Genomic DNA, 14,605 nt, shown 5'->3' on the forward strand with positions numbered 1-14,605 from the left:
GGGGGGGGGGGCGGGGGGGGGGGCCCCCCACCCCCCGGCCCCCCCCGGGGGGGGGGGGCGCCCCCCCCCCCCCCCGGCCGCTTCGTCGATGTGCGGGAGATGCTGTGATGGAGCCTTTCGTCCGCGTCGCCTCGGTGGCGGCGCCGCTGCCGATCGACAATGTCGACACCGACGTTATCATCCCGGCCGAGTTCGGCGTGACCATGGAGCGCGGCGGCCTCGGCCCCCATGCCTTCAACGCGCTGCGCCGCTTCCCGGACGGGCGCGAGCGGCCGGACTTCGTGCTGAACCGCGCGCCCTGGCGGCAGGCGAAGATCCTGGTGACGGGCGCCAATTTCGGCTGCGGTTCGTCGCGCGAGCACGCGCCGTGGGCGCTGCGCGACTTCGGCCTCCGCGCCATCGTCGCCCCCAGCTTCGCGGACATCTTCTACGGCAACTGCTTTCGCAACGGCATCCTGCCGGTGCGCCTGCCGGCGGCCGTGGTGGCCGACCTCATGGCGCAGGCGGGCCTCGGAGCCAATGCCGTCTTCACCATCGATCTCGAAAGCCAGACCCTGGTCGCCCCCGACGGTGCCACCCACGCCTTCGACGTCGACCCGTGGCGCCGCCGCTGCCTGCTGGAAGGGCTCGACGAGATCGGCGCCACGCTGGCCGGCGCCGCCGCCATCGAGCGGTTCGAGGCGGGCTATGCGCGGCGTCGGCCGTGGGCCGCGCGCGACGGCTGAACCGGCGCCGGACGCAGCGGCGGCGGCCGGCTACGCCGACCGCCGGGCGATGAGGTCGCCCGTCGCTGCCGGCGCCATCGACCAGCCGGGCGGCAGCCACAGGGTCGAGTGCGGTTCCTCGACGATCGCGGGGCCGGCGAGCGGGGCGGCGTCGAGGGCGTCGCGGTCGTAGACCGGGACGTCGGCCCAGGCGTCGCCGATCCAGGTGCGGCGGCGGCCCTTGGCATGGCGCGTCGCGGCGGCCCGGAAGGGGCGGGCCCGCGGCTTGGCGAGGCGGCCGACGGCGGCGAGGCGGACGGTGACGACGTCGGGCACGGCGTTGGGGTCGCTGTGGGCGTATTGCGCCTGGTGGCGGCGGTGGAACTCGTCCACGGCCCCGGCCATGGCGGTCGCATCGAACGCGCCATCGGCCAGCGGCACGGTGATCTCGTAGGCCTGACCCTTGTAGCGGAGGTCGAGTGCGAAGCGGCAGGCACGGTCGGCCTCCGGCACGCCGTCGCGCTCCAGCAGGGCGAGGCCGTCGGCGCTGAGCGCGGCGACCAGCGGCGCCAGCAGCGGCACGGCGTCGGCGGTCGCCGGCACGAGGCGCGAGCGGGCGAGATCATGCACGATGTCGGCGAAGAGCATGCCCCAGGCGCTGAGGGTACCGGGGTCGCGCGGGAAGACGACGGTGCCGGCGCCGAGCGCGTCGGCGACGTCGGCCGCATGCAGGCCGGCGGCGCCGCCGAAGGACACGACGGCGAAGTCGCGCGGGTCGAGGCCCTTCTCGAAGAGCGACAGCCGGGTCGCGTTCGCCATCGTCGCGACGCTGACCGCGACGAGGCCGGCGGCCGCCGCCTCCGGCGACAGGCCGAGCGGCCGGGCGACGCCCGCGGCGACCGCATCGCGGGCCGCAACGGCGTCGAGACGCATGGCGCCGCCGAGGAAGAAGGCGGGGTCGAGCCGGCCGAGGACGAGGTTGGCGTCGGTCACCGTCGCGAGGCGCCCGCCGCGGCCGTAGCAGGCGGGGCCGGGCTGGGCGCCGGCGCTGGCCGGGCCGACGGTCAGCCGCCCCGTCGCGTCGACGGCCGCGATCGAGCCGCCGCCGGCACCGATGGTGCGGATTTCGATCATCGGCAGGCGGACGGGACAGCCGTCGATCTCGCCCTGGGTGACCAGGCGGGTGCGGCCCTCGGCGACGATCGAGATGTCGAAGCTGGTGCCGCCCATGTCGACGGCGACGAGGTCCGGCCGGCCGAGCGCGGCGGCCAGCGTCTCGGCGGCGAGGGCGCCGCCCGACGGCCCGGAGAGGAGAAGGCGCGCCGGCTCCTCGGCGGCGACCTCGGGCGTCGTCACCCCGCCGTTCGACTGCACGAGATAGATGGGCGCGGCGAATCCCGCCGCCCGGGTCCGCTCGCGCAGGCGGTCGACGTAGGAGGCGACGACCGGCATCAGGAGCGCGTTCAGCACCGCCGTCGAAGTGCGTTCGAACTCGCGGATCTCGGGGCTGATGGCGCTCGACCTCGAGACATGGCAGCCGGGGATCTCCTCGCGCAGGATCGACGCCAGCCGTTCCTCGTGGCCGGGATCGGCATAGGCGTGGAGCAGTGCCACGACCACGACGTCGATGCCCGCGGCGCGGATCGCGCGGGCGACGCGGCGGGCATCCGCCTCGTCGAGCGGGGTGACCACGGCACCGGTCGCATCCAGCCGCTCGCGCACGCCCCAACGGTGCCGGCGCGGGATCAGCAGCGTTCGCGGCTCGGCGACGCGCGAATAGATGTCGCGCCGGACATGGCGGCCGATCTCCAGCACGTCCTCGAACCCGGCGGTGGTGACGAGCGCGCCCAGCGCCAGCCGCCGCTCCAGCACCGCGTTGGTCGCGATCGTCGTGCCGTGCATCAGCCCCGTCACCTGCGACAGCCGGAACCCCAGGCGATCGGCCGCCTCGGCGATGCCGCGCATCAGCCCCTCGGACGGGTCGGCCGGGGTCGTCGGCGTCTTGTGCGCCGCCGTCTCCCCGGTCGCCTCGTCCAGGATCTGCAGGTCGGTGAAGGTGCCGCCGATGTCGACGGCGATGCGGACGGGGCCGGCGAAGGCGGGCATGGCACCTGCGAGGGGAGGCGGACGGGCGGGACGGGGAGGCTAGCACGCGGCCGCGGCGGGGGGCTATGATCGCTGCCGACCTCCCCTCGCACCAAATTCCGCTGACAAGGAACGACACATCATGCGCGCATCGCCGATCCGCGACTTCAATGTCGGCCGCTCCGCCACCTACGCCGAGGACGGCATGGTGGCGACCGCCCATCCGCGCGCGACGCTGGCCGCCCTGGACGTGCTCCGGAAGGGCGGCAACGCGATGGATGCGGCGATCACCGCGATCGCCATGCTGTCGGTGATCGAGCCGCAGTCGACCGGCATCGGCGGCGACTGCTTCGTCATCTACTGCCCGAAGTCGGGCGCGCCGATCGGCCTCAACGGCTCGGGCCGGGCGCCGGCCAAGGCCAGCGTCGGCTGGTACAAGGACCAGGGCATCTCGAAGATCGAGATGCAGACGCCGCACGCCGTCACCATCCCCGGCGCCATCGACGCCTGGTGCAAGCTCGCCGCCGACCACGGCACCATGCCGCTGTCGGAACTGCTGGCGCCGGCGGTCAAGGCGGCCGAGGAGGGCTTCATCCTCACCCCGCGCGTCGCCCACGACTGGGCGGGCAGCGTCGCCAAGCTGTCGTCCGACCCCGACACCCAGCGCTCCTACCTGCCGAACGGCCGGGCGCCCGGGGTCGGCGAGAAGCACCGCTCGCCCGAGCTCGGCGCGACGCTGCGCCTGATCGGCGAGAAGGGCCGGGCCGGCTTCTACGAGGGCCGGGTGGCCGAGGACATCGTCGCCAAGCTGAAGTCGCTGGGCGGCCTGCACGAGCTCTCCGACTTCGCCGCCCAGGAGGCGGAGTACGTGACGCCGGTGCAGACCCGCTATCGCGGCTACGACGTCTGCGAGATCCCGCCGAACGGCCAGGGGCTGACCGCCCTCATCATCCTCAACGTGCTCGCCGGCTACGACCTGTCGGAGGGCGCGCTGTCCGAGGCCGACCGCATCCACCTGCTGGCCGAGGCCGGCAAGGCCGCCTACTGGCGCCGCGACACCTACTTCGCCGACCAGCGCTTCGCCGAGGTGCCGATCGAGCGGCTCCTGTCCACCCAGGAGGCGGATTCGATCCGCGGCCGCATCCGCATGGACGAGGCCCATCCGGGCGTCCACTACAACGGCGTCGAGCACAAGGACACGACGTACCTCTGCGTCGTCGACAAGGACCGCAACGCCGTCTCCTTCATCAACTCGCTGTTCGCGGGCTTCGGCAGCGGCATCACCGCGCCGAAGTCGGGCGTCATCCTGCAGAACCGCGGCATGGGCTTCCGCATCGACGACACCCACCCGAGCCGGATCGAGGGCGGCAAGCGGCCCTTCCACACCATCATCCCCGGCATGCTGATGAAGGACGGCCGGGCGGTGATGCCCTTCGGCGTCATGGGCGGCCACTACCAGTCGGTCGGCCACGCGAACCTGATCTCCAACATCCTCGACCGCGGCGACGACCCGCAGGAGGCGATCGAGCGGCCGCGCAGCTTCGCCTACGAGGGCGAGCTCAAGCTCGAGGATCCGATCGGCGAGGACATCGCGGCCGACCTCGCGCGGCGCGGCCATGTCATCGGCCGCTTCGACACCCCGACCGGCGGTGCCCAGGCGATCTGGATCGACCATGAGCGGGGCGTGCTGATCGGCGGCTCCGAGAAGCGCAAGGACGGCTGCGCGCTGGGCTACTGACCCGCCTGCCGTGAGCGGCGGCGCGGCGGCGCCGGCCCGGGCGGCGTCCGGGACGGCGGAGGCGATCGCTCTGCTGGTGCTGGCGGTGCTGCTGTTCGGCACCGCCTGGCCGGCCATGAAGAGCGGCCTCGGCGACGCGACGCCGGTCTGGTACGCGGCGGCCCGCGCCGCCGTCAGCGGCGGCGCCGCGTTGCTGCTGGTGGCGGCGACACGGCGGCTCGCCGTCCCGTCGCGGGCGGACTGGCCGATCATCCTTTCGGTCGGCACGGGACAGCTCGCGGGCTTCTTCACGCTGGCCAACCTCGGCCTCGGCTATGTCCCGGCCAGCCGGGCCGTCGTCCTCGCCTACACGACCAGCATCTGGCTGGTGCCGATCGGCACCCTCTTCCTCGGCGAGCGGCTGGGTCGGTGGCGGCTGGCGGGGCTGGCGAGCGGGCTCGCCGGCGTCGCCGTCCTCTTCAACCCCGCCGCCCTCGACTGGACCGACGGGCGCGTCGTCGTCGGCAACCTCTTCCTGGTGGCGGCGGCGCTGTCCTGGTCGCTCGCCATCGTCCATGCCCGCACCCACCGCTGGCACCTGTCGCCGCTCCAGGTCCTGCCCTGGCAGATGGGCTGGGCGGCGCTGCTGCTCGCGGTCGCAGGCCTCCTGGTCGAGCCGGCCGGCCATGTCGGCCTGTCGGCGACGGCGTTGGCGCCGCTCGCCTACATCGGGATCGTCGTCGGCCCCGCCGGCACCTGGGCCGCGACCAGCGTCTCGCGGGCCTTGCCGACGATCGTCACCTCGCTGGGCTTCCTCGCCGTGCCGGCGGTCGGCATCCTCGCCTCGACCCTGGTGCTGGGCGAACCGGTGACGCCCTCGCTCGCGCTCGGTGCCGGGCTGGTGATCGGCGGCGCCGTCCTCGTCAGCCTGTCCACCCTCCGACCGGGAGCCGCCCGATGACCCACCATCACCTGAAGTCGAGCCCGGAGACCTGTCACTGGGGCATATTCGACGCGACCTTGCCGCCGGTCCTGACCGTGCAGTCGGGCGACACCGTGACGATCGAGACCATCTCGGGCGGGCCGGACGTGATGCCGCCGGCACCCTACGAGGTGCTGCCCGAGCTCCGCGAGGTCCATGCGCGGGTGCCGCGCGGGCCGGGCCACATCCTGACCGGCCCGGTGCGGGTCGAGGGCGCGATGCCGGGCGACGTGCTGGAGATCCAGATCCTCGCGGTCGAGCCACGGCAGGACTGGGGCTGGATGGCGATCCGGCCGCTGCGCGGCACCCTGCCCGAGGATTTCCCCGAACTGACGCTGGCCCACTATCCGATCGACAAGGCGGCCGGGGTGACGCGGATGCCCTGGGGCATGAACATTCCGCTGGCGCCCTTCTTCGGCGTCATGGGCGTGGCGCCGCCGAAGAACTGGGGGCGGATCGACACGATCGTGCCGCGCGACCATGGCGGCAACATCGACCTCAAGGAGCTCCAGGCGGGGGCGACGCTCTATCTGCCGGTCTGGGTCGAGGGCGCCAACTTCTCGACCGGCGACGGCCACGGCGTGCAGGGCGACGGCGAGGTCTGCCTGACCGCGCTCGAGACGGCGATGACCGGCACCTTCCGTTTCGTCGTGCGCAAGGACCTTGCCTTCCGCTTCCCGCGGGCGGAGACGCCGACGCACCTCATCACCCTCGGCCTCCACGAGGATCTCGACGACGCCGCGAGGCAGGCGCTGCGCGAGATGATCGCCCTCATCGTCGAGCGCACCAACATCAGCCGCGAGCAGGCCTACATGCTGTGCAGCCTGGCCGTCGACCTGCGGGTGACGCAGACGGTCGACGGCAACAAGGGCATCCACGCCATGCTGCCGAAGAGCCTGCTCGCGGGGTGAACGAAGACGAAGCGACAGGGGGAGACGTCCGATGCGCATCGCCGCCATCGAGGATCTGCACGCCGACGCCGGCTGGCGGACCTATTCGTTTCTGAAGGTGACCACCGACGGCGGGCTCGTCGGCTGGTCGGAATATTCGGAGAACTACGGCAGTGCCGGCCTGACGGCCGTCATCCGGGCGCTGGCGGCGCCGCTCGTCGGCCAGGATCCGCGGCCGGTCGAGAAGATCTCCGCCATGCTCTACGCCCAGACCCGGCAGGCGCCGGGCGGGGTCAACGCCCAGGCGATCGCGGCGATCGAGAATGCGCTCCTCGACGTCAAGGCGAAGGCGCTGGGCGTGCGCGTGTGCGAGCTCTTCGGCGGCCCGGTGCGCGAGCGGCTGCCGCTCTACTGGTCGCATTGCGGCACCTACCGCGTCACCTATCCCGAGCTCTGCGGCGTGCCGCCGGTCGCCTCGCTGGACGACATCCGCGCGCTCGGCCGCGAGGTACGGGCGAAGGGGTACGGGTCGCTCAAGACCAACATCCTGCGCTTCGACGGCGGGGCAGCCGCCCTGCACATGCCGGGCTTCGCGCGCGGTGGCGAGGGGCCGGAGATCAACGTCGACCGCGGCCTGACGATGGCGGTCGACCGGCTGCTCGGCGCCTTCCGGGACGGGGCGGGGGTGGATGCCGGCCTCCATCTCGACCTCAACTTCAACTTCCGCACCGAGGGCTATGTCCGCATGGCCCAGGCGGTTGCCCACCACGATCCGACGTGGGTCGAGATCGATCTCTTCGAGCCGGACGCGCTGGCCCACATCCGCCGCCGCGTGCCGGTGCCTGTCGCATCCGGCGAGTCGCTGTTCGGCCGGCGCGGCTTCCTGCCCTACCTCACGGCCGGCGCGATGGACGTCGCCATCGTCGACGTCGTCTGGAACGGCCTCGCCGAATCCCTGAAGATCGCGGCCCTGGCCGACGCCCACGAGATCAACGTCGCGCCGCACAATTTCTACGGCCACCTGTCGACCGCGATCAGCGCCCATTTCTCCGCGACGGTGCCGAACTTCCGCATCATGGAGATCGACGTCGACGACTGCCGCTGGCGCGACGAGTTCTATTCGCCGGTGCCCACCATCCGCGACGGCCACCTGCACCTGCCGACCGGCCCCGGCTGGGGCGTCGAGGTCAACGAGGCGGCGGTTCGGGCGCGGCCGGCGCGGCGGTAGGATTCCTACCAAGTCTGGCGGATCGACACTGTTTCCTGGAACGCGCGCTGGATCGCGCGGTAGGCGGTCCAGCGGCTCCAGCGTCCCTCGTCTGCGCGCTGCGCGGCGCGCTCGGGATGAGGTTCTTCCTTTGTATTCAGTATGATAAGGACGACTTCATCCGGAGCGCGGAGGGCCGCGAAGCGGACCGAGCCGTCGAAGGACGCAAGGACGGTCGGGTCGGCCACGCGGACAGCGTCTCGGAGAAACCGCCGGACTTGGGATCAGGCGGCCGCCGCCTTCGGCCATTTCGCCGGGTCGGGGATGGGGCGGCGGGTGGCCGCGTCCTCGGCGAAGAGGCGCTCCAGGGCCAGTGCTGCGCCCAGCGTGAAGGCGTCGCCGCCGCGCGGGCCGACGAGCTGGAGGCCGAAGGGCAGGCCCTTCTCGTCGACGCCGCACGGAATCGAGATCGCCGGATGCCCGGTCATCGAGATGGCGTAGGTGATGCCCGAGGTGGCGAAATAGTGGGCGAGCGGCATCCCCTCCATGTCGGTCGGGTAGAGCTGATCCTTGGGGAAGGGCGACATCGCCTGGGTCGGGGCGATGAGCAGGTCGTGGTGCTCGAAGAACGCCTGGAAGGCGCGGTAGATACGGGTCTGGGCGGCGTGGGCGGCGGCGAAGTCGGCCAGGCTGTATTTCAGCCCTTCCTCGTAGTTGGTGCGGGTGTTGCGGCCGAGCTTGGCCGGGTCGTCCTCGTAGATCGCCTTGTAGGCGGCGAGGAAGTTGACCGAGCGGACGACGCGGTAGGCGTGCTCGATGCCGTCGAAATCGGGATTCTCGGCCTCGAAGCGGGCGAAGGCACCGTCGAGCCGGCGGACGCGGTCGGCGAAGACGCGGGCGATCGAGGGGGCGATCGGCGTGAAGCCGAGATCGACCGACCAGGCGACCCGGAGCCGCGCCGGGTCGACCACGGGCGGCCGCGCCAGGGCGGTCGCGTCGAGGCCGGGAACCGCCATCGGGTCGCGGCTGTCGCCGGAGGCCAGCACGGAAAGGAAGAGCGCGGTGTCGGCGACGTCGCGCGCCATCGGACCCTGGACGCCCAGCGTCGACAGGCCGAGCCGCCGCCGCTCGGAGGCGACGAGGCCCGGGGTCGGCCGGAAGCCGACGACGCCGCACCAGGCGGCAGGCTTGCGCAGCGACCCGCCGGTGTCGGAGCCGTGGCAGAGCGGCAGCATCGACAGGGCGAGCGCCACGCCCGACCCGCCCGAGGAGCCGCCGCAGGACAGCGCCGGATCGAAGGGATTGCCGGTCGCGCCATAGACGTCGTTGATGGTGTTGCCGCCGGTGCCGAACTCGGGCGTGTTGGTCTTGGCGACGACGATGCCCCCCGCCTGGCGGAGCGCCGCGACCAGCCGCTCGTCCTTTTCCGGCACGTGGTCGCGGAAGAGGGGGGAACCGTAGGTCGTGCGCAGGCCGGCGGTGTCGTTCAGGTCCTTGATGCCGATCGGCAGCCCATGCAGGGGGGCCAGCGCATCGCCACGCAGGACGGCGGCCTCGGCCCTCCGTGCCGCCTCCAGCCCGCGCTCGAAATCGGTGGCGACGAGGGCGTTGACGGCGGGGTTCGTCGCCTCCGTCCGCGCGATGCAGGATCGCATCAGTTCGACCGGAGACAGCCGCTTCGCCCCGATCAGGCGGCGCAGTTCGACGGCGGACAGGTCGCAGGGCTCGGTCATCGGGGGCGCTCCACAAGGGGGAGCGCCGATGCTAGCGGCCGGGCGGCCGCCGATCCAGGGCGGCGGCTAGAGCGCCGCCAGGGCCCAGAGCAGGGCGGCGGCGCCGGCGGGAAGCGCGGCCAGGGTGACGGCCCCGCAGTGCCGGAGGCGGACCGCGGCCGTGCCGGCGAGGATCGCCACCAGCAACTGCGCCGGGACCGCGAGGACCGCCGCCAGCGGGCCGGCGACGAGGCCGGCGGCGATCGCGGGCACGAACACCAGCAGCCAGAAGAGGCGGTCCATGGCGCGATGACGTTCGGGCCGGCCGAGGGTCCGGTCGCGGGCGTTGCACGCGACGGCGAGGGCCGGCGCCGCCGATCGGGCAGGGCCGGGGCGGACGGGCGGGGCCCGGTCCGGGCCGAGATGTTCCAGGGAGGTGTTCGGCACTCCCTCGAAACGCGGCGACGCGGCGATCGTTCCGGCGGCAGGTCGGCGACTCGTCGTCATGGGCCTAGTGTTAGTGGATTCGGGCGGAACTGTTGACTGAATTTGGGTGTATTCGGTGCCTTTGTCAATAAGTCACTGTATATCGATTGGTCCAGAATGGTGGCGGGTACAGCCGGCGATTTCGCCGGCCGTCCCCGGCTTGCCCATCAGGTGACTTGCCCGTCAGGTGATCGGGCAGCGTCCGCCGTCGACGTTGATCGCCGTCCCGGTGACGTAGCCGCCGGCGTCCGACACCAGCAGGCACGCGACGGAGGCGAACTCCTCGGCGCGCCCGACGCGTCCCATCGGGATCGCCTTGCCCTTCTCGGCCAGGAACTCCGCATAGGTCTGGTTCGACCCCGATGCGGCATGCTGGCGGGTCCACTGGTCACTGTCGATCTGGCCGACGAGGAGGGCATTCACCAGCACGTTGTGCGGCGCGCCCTCCTGCGCCAGCACCTTGGTCAGCGCCAGCCCGGCCGCGCGCGAGACCGAGGTCGGGGCGCTGCGCGGGCCCGGCGCCTTGGCATGGGTGTTGAGGACGTTGACGATGCGGCCCCAGCCACGCGCCTTCATCTCCGGAAAGGCGAGGCGGGCGAGCCGGATCGCGGCGAAGAGCTTGAGGTCGAGGTCGTCCTGCCAGGCCTGGTCGTCGATCGTCTCGAACGGCGCCGTCGCCGACTTGCCGGCATTGTTGACGAGGATGTCGACCCGGCCGAAGCGCGCGACGGCAGCGGCGTGGGCGAGGCGGCAGCCGTCGGCCGTCGCGACGTCGGCGGCAACCGCATGCACGGCATCGCCCTTGGCGGCAATGGCGGCGCGCGCCGCCTCCAGCGGCTCCGGCCGCCGCGCGACCAGCACCACGGATGCCCCGGAAGCGGCGAACATCTCGCCCATGGCCCGGCCCAGCCCCATGCTGCCGCCGGTGATGAGCGCGACGCGCCCGTCCAGCCTGATCTCCACTGTTTCGCTCCCCGATGACGGATGTCGCCGCATCATCGGCGAGGCGTCGGCCGCGGCCAACGGGAATTGTCGCCGACCGCCGCGGCGCGCGACGGGGCCTCAGTCGAGGCCGATGCGCCGTGCGGCCTCGCGGATCAGGGCGGCCCCGTCGTCGGCGAAGTGGAAGGCCGAGAGGAAGTCGGCGACGCCATAGCCGGGCCGGGCGCGCCGGATGTCGGCCGCCATCCGCCGCGCCTCGTCGACGCGGCCGGACAGGGCGGCGGCGAAGGCGGCGATCGCCAGGATGTGGGTGTGGGCGTTCGGCCGCTCCGCGGCCTTGCCGGCATAGTCCGCCGCTTCCTCGAAGCGCCCGAGACGGATCAGCGCCATCGCCCGCGCCCCGAGCATCCCGAACAGCAGCGGATCGCACGGGCTGAGCTGGCGGGAATGGTCGGAGGCGGCGATGGCGGCGAGCGGATCGCCGTCCTGCGACTGCACGAAGGCCAGCGCGTAGTGGCCCATGGCGAAGTTTGGGCTGAGCTCGATCGCCCGCTCCAGCTCGGCGACCGACTGGTCGTTCCGCCGGCGCAGCCACAGCGCCCGCCCCATGGCGAGATGGGCGGCGGGATCGCGATCGTCGGCCATCAGGGCCTGCCCGGCGGCGGCGAAGGCCCGGTCGGTCTCGCCCGCGCGCGGCGCCCAGCCCTGGAAGGCGTTCTGCCAGTGGGTGAAGGAGAGACCGGCATGGGCCCGCGCGAAGGTCGGGTCGAGCCGGACGGCGGCGGCGAAGCAGCGCTGCGCCTCGGCATTCTCCGCCCGGTCGAAGCGGTACATGTGCCACAGGCCGCGGTGATAGGCTTCCCAGGCGTCGAGCGAGTTCGGCGGACGCAGGATCGCGCGGTTGCGCTCGATGGTCTCGATCTCGCTCGCGACCGAGGCGACGATCCGGTCGCCGATCTGGTCGAGCAGGGCGAAGGTGTCGCCCGGGCCCGGGTTGAAGACCTCGGCCCAGACGATGCGGGCGCTGCGCGCCTCCGCCAGTTCGACCGAGACGCCGAGGCGCCGCCCGTTCCGCCGCAGCGAACCGGACACGACGTAGTCGACGTCGAGCAGCCGTCCGGCCTCCTCCGGCGGCATGTTGCGTTCGCGCAGCGCGAACGTCGTGCCGCGGGCGATGACGAGGAGCACGCGGAGTTTCGCCAGGCGGGTGATGATGTCGTCGACGAGCCCGTCCGCCGCACCGCCGCGGACGCCCGTCGCGTCGCCGAATTCCTCGAAGGGCATGACCGCGATCGCGGCCCGCCGCGGGCGGGGCGCCGGATGGTCCGGCGCCGGCTCCGCGGCCACGGCCGGCGGTCCCGGCGCCCGCGCCGCCAGCCACGCCCGACGCAGGGGCGCGGCGTCGAGCCCCTCGGCCTCGAACATCCGCGTCGCCACCGCCAGATGCTCCTCGCCGTCGCGGATGCGGTCGTCGCGGGCGAGCGCCTGCAGCAGCCGCTCGTGGACCCGCCGGTCGAAGGGGGCGAGCTCGAGCCACTTCTCGAGCGCGGGCCGGCCGCCATCCGGCGCGCGTCGCACCTGCTCTTCGAGGATCGCCGCGTGGCAGCCGCGGAACCGGCGCCGCTGCGCCGCCAGCCACGCGGCGAAGGCCGGGCAGCGTTCGAGCTCCAGCCCTTCCAGGAAGTCGCCGGCGCAGCGGCCGGCCAGTTCGGCCAGGTGGTCCGGATCGGCCTCCGCCAGCCGGGCCTGGACCGCGGCGGCGACGGCGAGCGCGTCGACGCGGCAGCCGGCGAGGTCGAGGCCCACGGCATCGTCGGCGGACAGGACCCGGCGCCGGTCGGGTGCGTCGAGCAGCCCGCGGATCTTGCTGAGGCACCAGCGCAGCTCGCCGCGCGGGTCGTCGGGCACGTCCCAGAGCAGTTCGCAGAGCTGGGCGCGCGCCACCGGCCGCGGCGCCAGCGTCAGATAGGCCAGGAGCGCGCGCACCTTGCGGGACGCCGGCAGGGCGATCGGGACTCCGTCGCGATCGATCGCCAGCGGCCCGAGCAGCCGGATCTCGATTCTGCCCGGTCCGTCTCCCCGGTCGTCGCGGTGCGATTCCACGGGCATTTCCACGCCGGCTCCCACACCTGGCCCCATGGGCAGTGGCTAGACCTGCATCCGGTCCCGTGGGCGACCCCAGCCCGGCGCCCGATCCCACCGCCGTTCACCAGGGCGGCAGCGTAGCAGGCTCCGCGATCCTAGGAAGGAGATCGATCATGGCTCTCACCGCCGTTGCCACCAATCCGGTCCCACCCGCTCCCGACCTGGAGGCCGTGAAGGCCCGCCAGCAGGGCGCCTGGTCCTCCGGCGACTATGCCGTCGTCGGCACGACGCTGCAGATCGTCGGCGAAGACCTGTGCGAGGCGCTCGACCTCCGTGCCGGCCAGACGGTTCTCGACGTCGCCGCCGGCAATGGCAATGCCTCGCTGGCCGCCGCCCGCCGCTGGTGCGAGGTCACCGCGACGGACTATGTCCCGGCGCTGCTGGAGCGGGCGCGCGAGCGCGCCTTCGCCGAGCGCCTGCGCATCCGCTTCCAGGAAGCCGACGCCGAGGACCTGCCCTTCGCCGACGCCAGCTTCGACGCGGTCGTCTCGACCTTCGGGGTGATGTTCACCCCGGACCAGGAGCAGGCGGCCGCCGAACTCGTCCGCGTCTGCCGCCCGGGCGGCAGGATCGGGCTCGCGAACTGGACGCCAGAGGGCTTCATCGGCCAGCTGTTCCGGACCATCGGCCGCCATGTCCCGCCGCCGGCGGGCGTCCGGTCGCCGTCCCTCTGGGGGACGCACGGGCGGATGGTCGAACTCTTCGAGCCGCATGCCTGCTCGATCAAGTCCGCGCAGCGCCACTTCGTCTTCCGCTACCGCTCGACCGAGCACTGGATCGAGGTCTTCCGGACCTATTACGGGCCGCTGCTGAAGGCGTTCGCGGCACTCGACGCCGCCGGCCAGACCGCCTTCGAGCAGGACATCCGGGACCTCATCGGCCGCTTCAACCGGGCGGGCGAGGCGGCCGTGGTCGTTCCGGCCGAGTATCTCGAAATCGTCGTCACCCGGCACTGACCATGTCCAAGGAGGAACGCACCATGACCCGCATCCGGCGTTCGCCGGCGGCCCGCCTGGCCGCCGCCATCCTGCCCCTCGCCGCCGCGGCGGCGCTCGCGGCCCCGCTGCCGGCCGGCGCGGCCGAGCCGCACCACACCGTCGTCCCGGCGGACACCGTCCGCTGGGGGGCGGCGCCGCCCTCCCTGCCGCCCGGCGCCCAGGCGGCCGTCCTGCTGGGAAGCCCGGCGAAGGAGGGCCCGTTCGTCCTCCGCCTGCGCTTCCCGGACGGCTTCACCATCCCGCCGCACCGGCACTCGAAGGACGAGTTCGTCACGGTCATCGCCGGCGGCTTCGCCGTCGCGGCCGGCGATCGGCTCGACCCGAAGGCCCGTGCGCTCCCCGCCGGCAGCTTCGTCCACCTGCCGGCGGGGATGCCGCACTTCGCGCGCGCCGTCGGCGAGACGGTGGTGCAGGTCAATGGCACCGGGCCGTTCGACGTCACCTACCTCGACCCGGCGGACGACCCGCGCAAGCGGACCAACTGACGGGAAGGGCGGCGGGGGAGCCGGGCGACCGGCTCCCCGCCGCCCGGAACTCAGAACAGGCCCATGCCCTTGAGGCTGGCGTGGCGGTCGCGGGCGATGATGATGTGGTCGTGGACGGCGATGCCGAGGGTGGCGGCCGCCTTCGCCACCTCCTTCGTCATCTCGATGTCGGCGCGGCTCGGCGTCGGGTCGCCCGAGGGATGGTTGTGGACCATGATGATGGCCGACGCACCGCGCTCCAGCGCCCGCTTC

At 73.1% G+C, this 14,605-nt stretch carries 14 protein-coding genes; 7 read left to right on the forward strand and 7 right to left on the reverse strand.

The window, feature by feature from the left end; genetic code table 11:
• Window positions 1-107 precede the first annotated feature (107 nt).
• Window positions 108-725: a 3-isopropylmalate dehydratase small subunit gene (leuD, locus tag ACE3Q3_RS09665; protein ID WP_374445055.1), complete on the forward strand. Its 618-nt coding sequence runs from the start codon at window positions 108-110 to the stop codon at window positions 723-725.
• A gap of 30 nt (window positions 726-755) precedes the next feature.
• Here the strand turns inward: leuD and ACE3Q3_RS09670 are convergent, their stop codons facing one another.
• A complete protein-coding gene (locus ACE3Q3_RS09670; RefSeq protein WP_374445057.1) occupies window positions 756-2,810 on the reverse strand; it encodes a hydantoinase/oxoprolinase family protein in 2,055 nt (684 codons plus the stop codon).
• A 121-nt stretch (window positions 2,811-2,931) separates the two neighbouring features.
• On the opposite strand from ACE3Q3_RS09670, the gene ggt reads away from it, so the two are divergent.
• Genes ggt through ACE3Q3_RS09690 form a run of 4 tightly spaced genes read left to right on the forward strand, consistent with a single transcriptional unit; the run spans window position 2,932 to window position 7,606 of the window.
• Window positions 2,932-4,527, forward strand: a complete 1,596-nt coding sequence (gene ggt / locus ACE3Q3_RS09675; RefSeq protein WP_374445059.1) for a gamma-glutamyltransferase — start codon at window positions 2,932-2,934, stop codon at window positions 4,525-4,527.
• A gap of 10 nt (window positions 4,528-4,537) precedes the next feature.
• Entirely contained in the window at window positions 4,538-5,467 is a 930-nt protein-coding gene (locus ACE3Q3_RS09680) for a DMT family transporter (protein ID WP_374445061.1), read from the forward strand.
• The gene (locus ACE3Q3_RS09685) at window positions 5,464-6,399 is read left to right on the forward strand and encodes an acetamidase/formamidase family protein (RefSeq protein ID WP_374445064.1); all 936 of its coding nucleotides are present in this window, start codon (window positions 5,464-5,466) and stop codon (window positions 6,397-6,399) included. Before ACE3Q3_RS09680 ends, ACE3Q3_RS09685 begins: the two co-directional genes overlap by 4 nt.
• 31 nt (window positions 6,400-6,430) lie before the next feature.
• A complete protein-coding gene (locus ACE3Q3_RS09690; RefSeq protein ID WP_374445066.1) occupies window positions 6,431-7,606 on the forward strand; it encodes a mandelate racemase/muconate lactonizing enzyme family protein in 1,176 nt (391 codons plus the stop codon).
• Window positions 7,607-7,611: 5 nt separating this feature from the next.
• Here the strand turns inward: ACE3Q3_RS09690 and ACE3Q3_RS09695 are convergent, their stop codons facing one another.
• From ACE3Q3_RS09695 to ACE3Q3_RS09715, 5 genes are all read right to left on the reverse strand, one after another.
• A complete protein-coding gene (locus ACE3Q3_RS09695; RefSeq protein WP_374445069.1) occupies window positions 7,612-7,833 on the reverse strand; it encodes a hypothetical protein in 222 nt (73 codons plus the stop codon).
• 36 nt (window positions 7,834-7,869) lie between these two features.
• Window positions 7,870-9,318: an amidase gene (locus ACE3Q3_RS09700; RefSeq protein WP_374445072.1), complete on the reverse strand. Its 1,449-nt coding sequence runs from the start codon at window positions 9,316-9,318 to the stop codon at window positions 7,870-7,872.
• A 66-nt stretch (window positions 9,319-9,384) separates the two neighbouring features.
• Window positions 9,385-9,600, reverse strand: a complete 216-nt coding sequence (locus ACE3Q3_RS09705; RefSeq protein ID WP_374445075.1) for a hypothetical protein — start codon at window positions 9,598-9,600, stop codon at window positions 9,385-9,387.
• A gap of 366 nt (window positions 9,601-9,966) precedes the next feature.
• Entirely contained in the window at window positions 9,967-10,746 is a 780-nt protein-coding gene (locus ACE3Q3_RS09710; protein ID WP_374445078.1) for an SDR family NAD(P)-dependent oxidoreductase, read from the reverse strand.
• Between the two features lie 99 nt (window positions 10,747-10,845).
• A complete protein-coding gene (locus ACE3Q3_RS09715) occupies window positions 10,846-12,834 on the reverse strand; it encodes a hypothetical protein (RefSeq protein ID WP_374445080.1) in 1,989 nt (662 codons plus the stop codon).
• 149 nt (window positions 12,835-12,983) lie between these two features.
• Between ACE3Q3_RS09715 and ACE3Q3_RS09720 the strand changes: the two genes are divergently transcribed.
• Together ACE3Q3_RS09720 and ACE3Q3_RS09725 are read left to right on the forward strand one after the other, a co-directional pair.
• Entirely contained in the window at window positions 12,984-13,826 is an 843-nt protein-coding gene (locus tag ACE3Q3_RS09720; RefSeq protein WP_374445082.1) for a class I SAM-dependent methyltransferase, read from the forward strand.
• Window positions 13,827-13,849: 23 nt separating this feature from the next.
• Window positions 13,850-14,353: a cupin domain-containing protein gene (locus tag ACE3Q3_RS09725; protein ID WP_374445085.1), complete on the forward strand. Its 504-nt coding sequence runs from the start codon at window positions 13,850-13,852 to the stop codon at window positions 14,351-14,353.
• Window positions 14,354-14,403: 50 nt separating this feature from the next.
• On the opposite strand, the gene ACE3Q3_RS09730 is transcribed toward ACE3Q3_RS09725, so the two are convergent.
• Window positions 14,404-14,605: JAB domain-containing protein (locus ACE3Q3_RS09730; RefSeq protein ID WP_374445088.1), on the reverse strand; the 202-nt coding region annotated here is incomplete at its 5' end.

The sequence above is a fragment of the Allostella sp. genome (assembly GCF_041913585.1).
Classification (GTDB): Bacteria; Pseudomonadota; Alphaproteobacteria; order ATCC43930; family Allostellaceae; genus Allostella.